We start from the raw sequence: 13,154 nt of genomic DNA on the forward strand, positions 1-13,154 counted from the left end.
AGCGCCACCGAATCGAAAGGAATCGGTGGCGCTTCTCGTACGACGGCGTCTCTTTACTGGGCGTCGAGTTGTGCCTGACGCTCGCGGTCGCGCTTGAGCAGCGGTGCCAAGAACTTGCCCGTGTAACTCTGCGAACATGCCGCGACCTGCTCCGGCGTACCCGAGACCACGACGGTTCCGCCGCCATTGCCGCCCTCGGGACCCATATCGATCAGGCGGTCGGCAACCTTGATGACATCAAGGTTGTGTTCAATCACCAGCACCGTGTTGCCCGCATCGACCAAGCGCTGCAGCACATCGAGCAGCTGGCGGACGTCCTCAAAATGAAGGCCGGTCGTCGGCTCGTCCAAAATATAGAACGTCTTGCCCGTCTGGCGTCGATGAAGCTCCTTGGCGAGTTTCACACGCTGCGCCTCGCCGCCCGAAAGCGTCGTGGCAGGCTGCCCCAAACTCACATAGCCCAAGCCAACGTCATACAAAGTCTGAAGCTTGCGCTTAATCTGCGGGATATTCCCAAAGAAGGCCAGCGCCTCGGTGACGCTCATGTCGAGCACGTCCGAGATGGTCTTGCCACGGTAGGTGACCTCGAGTGTCTCGCGGTTGTAGCGTTTACCGCCGCAAACTTCGCAGGGAACGTAGATATCGGGAAGGAAGTGCATCTCGATCTTGATCTGTCCGTCGCCCTTGCACGCCTCACAGCGCCCGCCACTCACATTAAAGGAGAAACGACCCGGCGAGTAGCCGCGCGCCTTCGACTCCGGCGTACTCGCAAACAGCGCGCGAAGATCATCCCACAGGCCAATATAGGTAGCAGGGTTGGAACGCGGTGTGCGGCCAATCGGCGACTGGTCGATATCGATAACCTTATCGATACACTCGATGCCCTCGATTTTCTTATACGGACCCACAGGGCGCGTCGAACGGTGAATAGCATTCGTAAGGGCAGGCGCAATGGTGTCGGTAACCAGGGAGCTCTTGCCCGATCCCGACACGCCGGTAACAACCGTAAGCGTACCAAACTCGATCTTGGCAGTAACGTTTTTGAGGTTGTTAGCTCGAGCGCCCGTAATTTTAAGGCAGCCGCGACCGGGCTTGCGCCGTTCATCAGGCACCCGGATCATTCGTTTGCCGGTCAGATAAGCGCCCGTCATCGACTCAGGACACGCCATGATATCGGCAGGCGTTCCCGCCGCGACTACGTGTCCGCCGTTGACGCCGGCGCCGGGCCCCATGTCGATCACGTAGTCGGCGGCACGGATCGTGTCCTCGTCGTGTTCGACGACGATGACGGTATTGCCGATATCGCGCAGGCGCTCAAGGGTCTTGATCAGGCGCTCGTTATCGCGCTGATGAAGGCCGATCGATGGCTCGTCTAGAATATAGAGCACGCCCATGAGACCCGCGCCGATCTGCGTTGCCAGGCGAATACGCTGCGCCTCGCCACCAGAAAGCGTCGCCGAGGCACGATCGAGCGTCAGATAGTCGAGTCCAACATCGACCAGAAAACGCAAGCGCTCCAGGATTTCCTTGACGATGCGCCCGCCGATAAACTGTTGGCGCTCGGTGAGCTCCAGGCCCTCAAAAAACTCGAGCGACTCACGGCACGACAGGCAGCAAACCTCGTAAATGGACTTGCCGCCCACGGTGACGGCGAGCATCTCAGGGCGCAAACGAGCGCCGTGGCAGCTCGAGCACGGTTCCTCGCGAATGTACTTCTCCAAGCGCGCCTTGGTGTTCTCGTTCGTCGTCTCGGTATAGCGTTCGTACAGGATGTTGCGAACGCCCGAAAACTTGGTATCCCACTGGCTACGACGTCCGTCGAGCTTTTGGTAGTCAACCGAGATCTTCGTATCGCCCAGGCCATCCAAGAATGTACGACGCACGCGAGGGGGCAAGTCCTCCCACGGCGTATCAGCGCTTACCTTAAAGTGTTTACAGACCGCAGCAAAAATCTGCGGGTAGTAGTTCGAATTGCCAAACAGGCTACCAAAGACTCCGTCGGCAATGGACTTCGAGGGGTCCTCGATCAGCGCCTCGGCATCAACGGTTTTCTTAAAGCCCAGGCCGTCGCACTCAGGACATGCGCCATAGGGAGCGTTAAACGAAAAATCACGCGGCTGAAGATCGTCGATGGAGTGTCCATGCTCCGGGCACGCCAAGGCCAACGAATACTCCAGCAGCTCGCCCTCGGTCCCCTCGGGAGCATCACGATCGGGCAGCATGTACACATTTACATTGCCGTGAGCCAGCGCGGTCGCCTGCTCAACGGACTCGGCGATACGGCCCAGAGAGTTCTCACGGATCACGATGCGATCGACCACGACCTCGATATCGTGCTTGAACTTCTTGTCCAGATCGATTGGATCGTCGAGTGAGCGCACTTCACCGTCGACACGCACGCGGCTAAAGCCCTCGGCGCGAAGGTCCTCAAACAGTTTGGTGTACTCGCCTTTTCGCCCGCGCACCACCGGTGCCAGCACAAACGCGCGGCGACCCTCCCCCGCCGCCAAGACCTTGTCGGCAACCTGGTCGGTCGTCTGGCGCTCAATGACGCGGCCGCATTCGGGACAGTGCGGGGTGCCCACACGGGCGAACAGCAGGCGCAGATAGTCATAAATCTCGGTTACGGTGCCAACCGTCGAGCGAGGGTTTTTAGACGTCGTCTTTTGATCGATCGACACCGCCGGCGAAAGGCCGTCGATTGAATCCAAGTCGGGTTTGTCCATCTGGCCCAAGAACTGGCGCGCATAGCTCGAAAGGCTCTCGACGTATCGACGCTGGCCCTCGGCATAGATAGTGTCAAATGCCAGCGAGCTCTTGCCCGAGCCAGAAAGACCGGTAATGACCACGAGTTGGTCACGCGGAATGGAAACATCGATATCACGGAGGTTGTGCTCACGAGCGCCGCGAATAACGATAGAAGAATCAGACATGGAAGCTCCTTGCCTCCTATTGCATCGAATCATACTGCCGATGAGTTTAGCGCACTCGACGCGCACAGATGTTCGTAATACAAGATTCGCAGACCTTTAGCTTTGCGTATCGGGCGCTTTGTTTCTCGAAATGCCGTGGAAAGGTTACAGTAATCTAATCACTGAACTTAATTTGCTGTAACAGAGGAACGTCCATGACCGAAGATATCCCCCTTGAAATCACTTCGAGCGACATGGCCAATCTGCCCATATTCATCGCCGTCCTTATCGTGGCCACCGTCGTCGTGCGCGTGTATTTTTCAATCAAACACAATGAAAAGCCGCCCATTGCCCGCGTCTTTTGGTGCGCGACGCTCCTCATCCCGCTCGGCATGGTAGCTGCATGGATTACGAATCAATTGCTCGTAAATGAGGGCAGTTCCCTATGGGTCCTTTCTTATTCGGCGCTCGGTGCTGCCGCCGTCATACTTCTTGTCGAGCCTTTGGTTTCGGGACTTATCGACCAAACCGATCTTGCGACGGGAACGGTTGCCTGTATTTGCCGTGACATCCTTGTCATCGCCGCTGTTTCAGCGCTCTCGTTCGTTTCACTCGAAATTTCCTGCAACGAAACGTTCTATCGCATTCCCGCCAACTCATTCGGGTTTTCCGTCGGGCTGCTCGCGACGGTTCTGCTCTCCCTTTATTTGCTGGGACAGCGTCATGGAGGCGTCATGGTCCTCGTGCCCGTCGTCTGTTGCATCCTTGGCATTGCCGAGCACTTCGTCATAACGTTTAAAGGCGAGGCCATCCTGCCAAGCGATATCTTGGCCCTTGGCACCGCAATGGAAGTGAGCGAGGGATACGAGTTTACCTTTACCGCCGGAATCGTAACCTCTCTAGCCCTGCTAGAGATTTCCCTGGGGCTTCTTTCGCTTATTCGACCGAGAAAGCTCCGTACGCCCACCCATGTCTTCCCCGCAATCGCCGCTAACCTCTGCGCTTTTCTGCTAGTGACCGTTGTGGGGCTCTCGGGCTTTTCCAGCATCGACTTGGAGCAGGCGCTGAATTTTGGATTTGACCGTTGGCAGCCCATCACCACGTATGCGTCTCAGGGTTTTATCACTTCGTTCACCGAAATGGTCAACGAGTTGCCCATTGAGAAGCCCGAAGACTATACGCCCGATGAGGCGCAGAGCATCGAGCAAGAGCTCGCCGCCACCTACGACAGCACGTATGGCTCGAGCGAGCAGCGCGCGGCGGCCGTTGCCCAGTTCAATGAAATCAAGCCGACGATTGTTGCCGTCATGAACGAGAGTTTTAGCGACCTTTCGTGCTTTGAGCAGCTCCAGGCGGCCGGGTACACCGGCCCCGCATTCTACAACTCGCTTCCCGACACACTTGTTCGCGGCACCATGCTCGCTTCGGTCGCCGGTGGCGGAACGGCGAACTCCGAATTCGAATTTTTGACCGGAGCGACAACGGCCTTTGTCGGATTAGGCAAAATCCCCTATCAGCTATATCAGATGAATGGCGTCAACAGCCTGGCAAAGGACCTTAAGGAGCTTGGGTATACCGCTACCGCTATGCACCCGCAAAACCCCGTCAACTACCATCGAGATAAAATCTATCAGCAGCTGGGCTTTGGAGACTTTCTTTCAATCGGCGATTTCGAAGGTGCGCCCTGTTACCATGCCGGCGTATGCGACTACGCCACCTACGACAAGATACTCGACCTGCTTAGAACCGACGAAGCCCCGCAGTTCATCTTTGACGTCACGATGCAAAATCACGGCGGCTACGACTATGGCACCGTTCCCGCCGAAGAGCTGACAAACTATTGGGTCGAGGGAGCCAGCGAGGGCGCCAATAGCGCGCTCAACACCTATCTTACCTGCATCAACGCATCCGACCGGGACCTCGAGTACTTTATCAACGAGCTCCGCAATATCGGAAGACCGGTTGTCCTTGTCTTTTTTGGCGACCATCAGCCGAGCGCCGCAACGACTCTCAACGACGAGCTGTACCCTCAGGAAGATACGGCAAGCCACGCTTTCCGTATCTATCAGTCGACCTATTTCGTCTGGGCTAACTATGAAATCGCCGGCAATACCGAGCTCAACGTCTACGACACCGTCGGGGCAAACGAGATTGCAGCCATTACCCTTAATAAGATCGGCGCCCCGCTCACCGACTATCAAAAGGCTCTGCTTGCAACAAGGTCAGATGTGCCCACCATCAATGTCGCCGGCTATCTTGGTGCCGACGGGCTGCGCTACGATTTGGAATCTGAAGACAGCCCATACGCCTCGACGATCGACAAGCTGCAGCGCATGCAATACCTCGAGTTCGCCAGCAAAGTTCAGTAAGCCCGCTCATTCGCTTGGGCCCATCGTATTGCAAGCACACTCGGCCCAAATGCATCACAAATGACTCCCGCTCGCAAACGAGGGTACAATGACGCTCGTGTCACATCACGGGGCTCCGGCCCCAACATATACAAAGGAGTCATACATGGGTTGCGAGCACGCACAGGCCGCCGGCGGACAAACGTCGCCGTCGCAATTTGAGGAGAACACGCTGTCCGAGGTCAAACGCGTCATCGCCGTGCTTTCCGGCAAGGGCGGTGTCGGCAAGTCGTTTGTCACCGGTGCCATCGCCACCGAGCTTGCCCGTCACGGCCACAAGGTCGGCGTCCTCGATGCCGACATCACCGGTCCCTCTATCCCCAAGATGTTCGGTATGAGCGGACGCCACGTCCATGCCCTTGGCAACCTTATGCTGCCCGAAATCTCCGAGCACGGCGTCAAGGTCATGAGCTCCAACCTGCTGCTCCAAAACGAGACCGACCCCGTCCTTTGGCGCGGTCCTGTCATCGCAGGCGCCATTAGGCAGTTCTGGAGCGAGACCTCGTGGGGCCCCATCGACTATCTGCTGGTCGACATGCCTCCGGGAACAGGCGACGTCGCGCTCACCGTCTTCCAGTCGCTGCCCGTCGACGGCATCGTCATCGTCACGAGCCCGCAGGATCTGGTCTCGATGATCGTCGCCAAGGCGGTTAACATGGCCGAGAAGATGAACGTCCCCATTCTGGGCATTGTCGAGAACATGAGCTATATTGAGTGCCCCGACTGCGGCAAGAAGATCGAGGTCTTTGGCAAGAGCAAGCTCCCCGAGGTCGCAGAGCGCTATAACCTCGACATCTTGGGCCAGCTTCCCATTAATCCGGCACTCGCCGAGGCCTGCGATAAGGGCGAGGTCGAGACCGCGCTGCCCGATGGCATGTTGCCCCAGGCAGTCTCTGCCGTCGAGGCCATTGCCCCGCACGAGACCGACGAGGCCTAAGTGAACACGAGCGCCTTCTATGACGTCCTGGTAATCGGCGGCGGGGCTTCAGGCCTCGCCGCCGCCATTACGGCCGCACGCGCTGGCAAAAGCGTCTGCATCGTTGAGCGCGATGTCGCCTGCGGCCTTAAGCTCCTTGCGACCGGCAACGGTCGCTGCAACCTCTCCAACGAATCGATTGATCCACAGCGGTATAACCACCCCGCATTCGTCGAATCCGTCATGGGCCCCCAGCCCGAACAAGAGCTTATGGGTTTCTTCTCCTCGCTGGGCATCATGACAACCTCCGAGGAAGGCCGGCTGTACCCGCGCTCCCTTCGCGCCGAATCGGTACGCGACGCGCTTCTCAACGTTTGCGACCGCCTAGGTATCACCTTAGTCTGCGGGGCCAACGTTGCCTCGGCGCACAAAGCTTCCGAAGGCTGGGCACTCCAAATAAACCGTCCAGCGCGGGCGCTCAAGGCAAAAAAGCACGACGACCGAAAATCGGAGCTCCGCTCGCTTCGGAAAGCACTCGCCGATGTCCCTCGCAAGAACGAGGCCCTGGAGGCACATGCCGTAATTATCGCCACGGGTGGCAACCCCACCGGTATCGCCGATACGTTTAGCCTCCCCCTCACTTCGCTGCGCCCCATCCTCTGCCCCGTATCGGCAACGGTCGTCGGCGATCGGGCGGCACTCAAGACGTTGGATGGTCTGCGCGTCCGCGCCCGCTTGACGCTCACCCGTAACCATAGTGAGCTCTGGCACGAAGACGGTGAAGTACTGTTTCGAACCTTCGGTATCTCGGGCGTCGCTGTCTTCAACCTCTCCCGTCGTATCCAGCGCGGCGATACGATCTTGCTCGACGTTTTCCCCGACCTCTCTAAAGACGAGTTGCTCGATATGCTTAACCGGCGCGTTGAGCTGCTCGGCGGCTTTTCGCCCCGCGATCCCCGTTGGCTCGACGGCATGCTCGCCCCGCAACTCTCCCGCGTCGTCTGCACAGCGTTCGAGCAGTGCCATCCAGGCTCCAACGATGTCGTCCACCTGGTCTCGTTCCTCAAGCACTTTAAGTTGCTCGTCGAGGGAACAGCCGAGGAGCGCTCGGCGCAGGTCACGCGTGGTGGCGTATCTGTCGAGAGCATCTCAACACCCAGTCTACACGCGTGCAGCGTTGTCGACGCCCCGCTTTACGTCTGCGGCGAAGCGCTCGACATCGACGCCGATTGCGGAGGCTTTAACCTTGCGTGGGCCTGGATCTCGGGCATTCGCGCTGCAAGCAGCCTGTAGCCGCACAGTCTATAATCAAAAACGCATTCGGGCCGTCTGGGATACCGGACGGCCTCTTTCTTGCCTCTAAGGAGACCTCGATGATCGAACTCACCCAAGTCAACGCGTCACTCGATGAAGCCGGCGATGAAAATGCCTGCCTCATTGTTGGCAAGCGATTCGCCAAGCGCGTCCTGCGTTGCAAGGACTCCGAGATCAAGTCCATCGAGCTCCACCGCAAGTCAATCGACGCTCGCAAAAAACGAGACGTCCATTTTATCCTGAGCTTTCGTGTTGAGCTGACTAGTCCCCACCTCGAGCGAGAAGCGGTCGACAGCGTTGCCGAGCGTGACCGCTCGCGCGTACGCGCGATAGAAGACGATGAGCCTTCATTCCCCTCCCCCGTTTCTAGCGCACCCAAAGAGCGCCCCGTCGTCGTCGGTGCCGGATGTGCCGGCCTTTTCGCCGCACTCACCCTTGCCGAAGCGGGTCTGAAGCCCTTGCTCATCGAGCGCGGCGACCCGGCATTTCGCCGCTCGCATGCGATCGACCTCTTTCTAAAGGAGCGTATCCTCGACCCCGAGAGCAATATCCAGTTTGGCCTGGGCGGCGCGGGGACCTTCTCGGACGGCAAGCTCAATACGGGAACCAAAAATCCCGCCCATCGCCTCATCCTCGATACCTTCGTCGAGGCGGGTGCGCCCCGCAATATTCTGTGGGATGCCAAGCCGCACATTGGCTCCGACATCCTTCCCACGGTTGTTACCGCTATATCCCAGCGCATCGAGCAGCTCGGAGGTATCGTCCGTTATCGAACAAAACTCGTCGACATTCGCATCGACGCGTCTGGCGCCATCACCGGTATTGATGTCCAATCGTCCCAAGACGCCGCTTACGAGCCAATTGAGACAAAGCACCTCATCCTCGCCTGCGGGCATTCTGCTCGCGATATTTTTGAACTCCTTAAGGACCACAACGTGGCCCTCGCACAAAAGACCTTTGCCATGGGCGTTCGCATCGAGCATCCGCAGCGCGACATCGACCGAGCCCAATATGGAGCCTCGGCGGGACATCCTGCCCTCGGAGCAGCCCCCTACAAACTCGTCGCCCATCTTCCCAACGGCCGCAGCGTGTTCTCGTTTTGCATGTGCCCCGGCGGGCAGGTTGTCGCCGCCTCTTCCGAGCAGGGCCACCTGTGCGTCAACGGCGCCAGCCTCAATGCCCGCGACGGCCGTAACGCAAATGCCGCCCTGCTCGTTAACGTCACGCCTGAGGACCTTCCCGACGATGACCCGCTCGCCGGCATCGAGCTCCAGCGCGCCTGCGAGGCGGCCGCCTATCGCCTGGGCGGTTCCAACTGGAACGCACCGGCACAACTCGTCGGAGATTTCCTCGCAGGACGCGCCAGCAAGGCGCCCGGAAAGGTAAAGCCCACCTATCCGCTCGGTGTGACCTGGACGGCAATTGACGAAGCCCTGCCGCAGCATATCGTCGAGTCGCTCCGCCTGGGACTTCCCCTACTCGGAAAAAAGCTACGGGGCTACGACCGCCCCGATGCCGTTCTTACCGGCGTGGAGACTCGTTCGAGCTCACCGGTCACTGTCACCCGAGACCGAACGTGCCATGCCGTGTCGACCCCGGGCCTCTACCCTTGTGGTGAGGGAGCTGGATATGCCGGAGGCATCATGAGCGCGGCCACCGACGGTATCCGTTGTGCCGAAGCCCTGATCGCAGACCTCTAGCGAACGAATTCCAGCGCGCAAAAGACACAGGCCCCGAGCTCCACAGGGAACTCGGGGCCTGTTCGCTATTTCTTAAACCGTGCACCCTGGCGTTTTCTACCCGATGCGAACGTGGAACCCTTGCGGGCCTGCGAACGCAAGCGCTCGATCGTCTCGTCCTCAGACGCACCCTCGAGCATCGCCCGAATCTGAACGACAGCATCACGCAGGCGCGCCGCCTCCTCAAAGTCCATGACGGCAGAAGCGTTACGCATATCCTCTTCCATGGTTTCGACGATCCGCACAAGCTCGTCATGCGGTAGTTCTTCCAACTGTTCCGCAAGTGTCTGCTCGGGCGCCACCGTTTCCGGCACACCGCCCTCGCCCGACTCATCGGGCGTATAGAATGCGCCATGGCCAAGAGAGTCGCCCTTCGAGCGTCCCTTGGAGCCCACAGTTTTTTCGGCCTCGGCAATAAAACTTGAGATGTCGTTGATGGCCTTGCGCACTGTCTTGGGCACAATGCCATGTTCTTCGTTATATGCCATCTGAATCTCGCGACGGCGCCGCGTCTCCTCGATGGCCGCTTTCATCGAATCGGTCACAACGTCTGCATACATGATGACTTCGCCATCGGCGTTACGGGCCGCACGGCCAATCGTCTGAATCAGCGAACGGCGGTTGCGCAAGAAGCCTTCCTTATCGGCATCGAGAATTGCCACCAGTGAGACCTCGGGAAGATCCAAGCCCTCGCGAAGCAGGTTGATGCCAACGAGAACATCGATCTTGCCCTCGCGCAGCGTTCGCAGGATCTCGACACGGTCCATTGTCGCCGTATCAGAGTGCATGTAATTGACCTTAATGCCCGCATCAAGTAGATGGTCGGTCAGGTCCTCGGCCATGCGCTTGGTCAACGTGGTCACCAGCACGCGCTCCTTGCGGGCAACGCGCTCGCGAATCTCGTCCTCAAGATCGTCAATCTGACCGCGAACGGGACGCACGTCGATCTTGGGATCGAGCAGGCCGGTCGGACGAATAATCTGCTCCACGTCGTTTTGGCTCACCCGCAGCTCGTAGTCGCCCGGCGTTGCCGAAACATAGATGAACTGCGGAATCCTCGCCTCAAACTCATCGAAGCGAAGCGGACGATTGTCGAGCGCCGAGGGCAGGCGAAAACCATGCTCAACAAGCGTAACTTTGCGCGATCGGTCGCCTTCGTGCATGCCGCGAATCTGTGGCACCGTCACGTGGCTCTCGTCTATGATGCAGAGCATGTCCTTGGGGAAGTAGTCAATCAAGGTAAACGGCGGTTCACCCGGCTTACGCCCGTCCAGATGACGCGAGTAGTTCTCGATGCCGTTGCAAAAGCCCATGGTCTCGAGCATCTCGAGGTCATAATCGGTCCGTTGCTGTAGACGTTGCGCCTCGAGCAACTTGTCGGTCGCCTTGAGCTCCGCCACGCGCTTCTCGCACTCTTCACTGATTGACTTCAAGGCCGCCTTGACCTTGGGCTTCTCGGTCACATAGTGCGATGCCGGCCACACGGGAATAGCCTCATACTCACGAAGCATCTCACCGGTAACCTCATCGATTTCGGCGATAAGCTCGACCTCATCGCCAAAGAACTCAAATCGCAACGGATGCTCGGCATAGGGCGGATACACATCGACAACATCACCGCGCACGCGGAAGGTGCCACGCGCCAAGTCATAGTCGTTCCGGTCGTACTGAATGTCGATGAGCGCATGGATAAAGTCATCGCGCTCGAGCGGTACTTTCTTGTCGACATTCGGCGCCAGCCCCGCATAGTCCTCAGGAGAGCCGATGCCATAGATGCAGGACACCGAAGCAACGACGATCACATCGCGTCGAGAAAGCAACGAGGCGGTCGCCTGATGTCGAAGCATCTCGACTTCTTCGTTAATCGAAGCATCCTTCTCGATATACGTATCGCTTTGCGGCACATATGCCTCGGGCTGATAGTAGTCGTAGTACGAGACGAAGTAGACCACGGCGTTGTTGGGAAAGAATTCTTTGAGCTCGCTCGCAAGCTGGGCGGCGAGGGTTTTGTTGGGGGCCATGACCAGCGTTGGCTTACCGAGAGCTTCGATGGTCTTGGCCATGGTAAAGGTCTTGCCCGAGCCGGTCACGCCAAGCAAAACCTGATAGCGGTCTCCTTCCCTCACACCCTGCACAAGCGACTCAATGGCCTTAGGCTGTGAACCTGCAGGCTCATAGGGAGACACGACCTCAAACGGTACCTCGGAGCCCTCAACGCCAAAACGTTTGAGCTCTCCGCCAACACGCTCAACTTCAAAATCCGCCATGGATACTCCTAACTCATACATCTGCAGTATACGCAGGCGGCAGGCATAGTCCTATACGAACCGGTCGGGATAGAGGGTCTTATAGCGAATCCAGGCATTATTGACACGAATCAAATAGGCTTGCGTCTCGGGAAAGGCAATCGCGTTATGGAGCGATGTGTTTTGCTGCGCCCACCCATCGACATTGCCCATTCCGGCATTGTAAGCAGCAATAGCGCTATCCGTCGAACCATTGAAATACGTCAACAGGTACGAGAGGTACGCGCACCCAAATTCGATATTCGAAGCGGGGTCATTCAGGTTATCGGCAGAATACTCATCCCCGTCGACAAGGCCCTTAGCGATCATATCCTGAGCGGTTTCGGGCATAAGTTGCATGAGACCTTGGGCGCCCTGGTTTGATTCCGCCTCGGGATCCCAATTTGATTCCGACTTGATGACGGCACACACCAGATACGGATCGAGATTATGCGAAATACTGGACTGCTTTACATACGCCTCATAGTCAATCGGATAGAACGGTTTAAAGAAAGCGGCGGGAGCACACGAGTAAACGAGCGAGATAAGGCCAAAGACGAAAACGACAACCAGCGGCACAAGGCGATACCACGTAAAGAAACGCGTCTTAGGCATCTGTCGTCTCCTTATCCATAGCATCCATAAGGCCATGGCGAGCAAGCCACGCGTCCAGTTGTTCAAAGAGCGAGCTGTCGCCCGCTGCGTTATCAATCACGGTCGTGGCGAGACTGCAAAGCGAAGACTCATCGGGTTGGCAAGCACAGCGAGCATCAAAATCGGATGGCTCCATACCACGGTGAATAGCGCGTTCGCGACGGACCGCTAAAGGAGCGCTAACAACCATAATTTCATCCGCAAGGCCAAAGGCATCCTCAAAGCCAGTCGGAGCAGATACTTCGACCGCCGCAAAGGGATAGCGGGGGGACGAAACCGTACAGCAAGCAGGATCGAGAATCCTCAGCGAAAGCTGCTCAATGAGAGCGGGGTGAACAATACTATTGAGCCTTGCAACCGTATCGGGAGAAACAAAAGCTCGAGAAGCGAGAACGTTACGTCGAACACCGCCATCCTCGTCCAAAATATCCCAGCCAAACTCTTCAGCAAGAGCATTGACGATATCCGACCCCGGTACGTACAGCGATTTGGCAAGAACATCTAAATCGATAAGCAGGGCTCCGCGAGATTCCAGAAAGCGGCAGGCAGTCGATTTACCCGAAGCAATATTGCCCAAAACGAAAACGGTAAACATCAAGCCCTCCCTAACGTCAATGCGAGTAATTATCGCGCAAATACAAAGCGACGGTTCAAAAAACAGCCAAACAGTAAGAGAGTCAAAGGAAGAGTCCGCTCACAAGGCACAGCTTGTATATAGCGCAAAAAAGGGGGAGGCCGCGAGGCCTCCCCCTTCTCGATTCTCGATGACGGCTCGGTGCCGTCCACCGGTCAGCGGCGCCCTGGCCTCCCACGGGCTGGCCCCGCAGTACTCTCGGCGCGATGGGGCTTAGCTTCCGGGTTCGGAACGGGACCGGGCGTGCCCCCCATGCTCTGGCCGCTGACCGGTGGGCGGCGCCCACCGTATC

Annotated in this window: 8 protein-coding genes and 1 rRNA gene; 4 read left to right on the forward strand and 5 right to left on the reverse strand. The window is 58.0% G+C overall.

The genetic code is table 11. The annotated features are described in order from the left end of the window. Window positions 1-53: 53 nt before the first annotated feature. A complete protein-coding gene (gene uvrA / locus ACTQ05_RS04695; RefSeq protein ID WP_441064045.1) occupies window positions 54-2,933 on the reverse strand; it encodes an excinuclease ABC subunit UvrA in 2,880 nt (959 codons plus the stop codon). 194 nt (window positions 2,934-3,127) lie between these two features. On the opposite strand from uvrA, the gene ACTQ05_RS04700 reads away from it, so the two are divergent. From ACTQ05_RS04700 to ACTQ05_RS04715, 4 genes are all read left to right on the forward strand, one after another. Continuing rightward, window positions 3,128-5,281, forward strand: coding sequence for an LTA synthase family protein (locus tag ACTQ05_RS04700; protein ID WP_441064046.1), 2,154 nt, complete (start codon window positions 3,128-3,130; stop codon window positions 5,279-5,281). 145 nt (window positions 5,282-5,426) lie between these two features. Then, window positions 5,427-6,257 (forward strand): Mrp/NBP35 family ATP-binding protein, encoded by an 831-nt coding sequence (locus ACTQ05_RS04705; RefSeq protein ID WP_427718672.1) that lies wholly within the window; start codon window positions 5,427-5,429, stop codon window positions 6,255-6,257. Next, a complete protein-coding gene (locus ACTQ05_RS04710) occupies window positions 6,258-7,529 on the forward strand; it encodes an NAD(P)/FAD-dependent oxidoreductase (protein WP_441064048.1) in 1,272 nt (423 codons plus the stop codon). It begins immediately after the preceding gene. A gap of 80 nt (window positions 7,530-7,609) precedes the next feature. Next, window positions 7,610-9,250 carry an NAD(P)/FAD-dependent oxidoreductase gene (locus ACTQ05_RS04715; protein ID WP_441064049.1) on the forward strand — a complete coding sequence of 547 codons (1,641 nt, stop codon included), beginning with the start codon at window positions 7,610-7,612 and terminating at the stop codon, window positions 9,248-9,250. A 65-nt stretch (window positions 9,251-9,315) separates the two neighbouring features. Here ACTQ05_RS04715 and uvrB read toward each other — a convergent pair whose 3' ends face one another. From uvrB to rrf, 4 genes are all read right to left on the reverse strand, one after another. Further along, a complete protein-coding gene (gene uvrB / locus ACTQ05_RS04720; protein ID WP_441064051.1) occupies window positions 9,316-11,556 on the reverse strand; it encodes an excinuclease ABC subunit UvrB in 2,241 nt (746 codons plus the stop codon). A gap of 51 nt (window positions 11,557-11,607) precedes the next feature. After that, on the reverse strand, window positions 11,608-12,189 hold the full coding sequence (locus ACTQ05_RS04725) for a lytic transglycosylase domain-containing protein (RefSeq protein WP_441032774.1): 582 nt from the start codon (window positions 12,187-12,189) through the stop codon (window positions 11,608-11,610). Then, a complete protein-coding gene (gene coaE, locus ACTQ05_RS04730; protein WP_154517538.1) occupies window positions 12,182-12,823 on the reverse strand; it encodes a dephospho-CoA kinase in 642 nt (213 codons plus the stop codon). Before coaE ends, ACTQ05_RS04725 begins: the two co-directional genes overlap by 8 nt. Before the next feature lie 192 nt (window positions 12,824-13,015). After that, window positions 13,016-13,131, reverse strand: a 5S ribosomal RNA gene (rrf, locus tag ACTQ05_RS04735). Window positions 13,132-13,154: the final 23 nt, after the last annotated feature.

It is taken from the genome of Collinsella sp. LCP21S3_A9 (assembly GCF_052118785.1).
Lineage (GTDB): Bacteria > Actinomycetota > Coriobacteriia > Coriobacteriales > Coriobacteriaceae > Collinsella.

Coding starts and splice junctions, on each gene's coding strand:
- uvrA (WP_441064045.1), bottom strand. CDS start 2,933: ATGTCTGATTCTTCTATCGTTATTCGCGGCGCTCGTGAGCACAACCTC.
- ACTQ05_RS04700 (WP_441064046.1), top strand. CDS start 3,128: ATGACCGAAGATATCCCCCTTGAAATCACTTCGAGCGACATGGCCAAT.
- ACTQ05_RS04705 (WP_427718672.1), top strand. CDS start 5,427: ATGGGTTGCGAGCACGCACAGGCCGCCGGCGGACAAACGTCGCCGTCG.
- ACTQ05_RS04715 (WP_441064049.1), top strand. CDS start 7,610: ATGATCGAACTCACCCAAGTCAACGCGTCACTCGATGAAGCCGGCGAT.
- uvrB (WP_441064051.1), bottom strand. CDS start 11,556: ATGGCGGATTTTGAAGTTGAGCGTGTTGGCGGAGAGCTCAAACGTTTT.
- ACTQ05_RS04725 (WP_441032774.1), bottom strand. CDS start 12,189: ATGCCTAAGACGCGTTTCTTTACGTGGTATCGCCTTGTGCCGCTGGTT.
- coaE (WP_154517538.1), bottom strand. CDS start 12,823: ATGTTTACCGTTTTCGTTTTGGGCAATATTGCTTCGGGTAAATCGACT.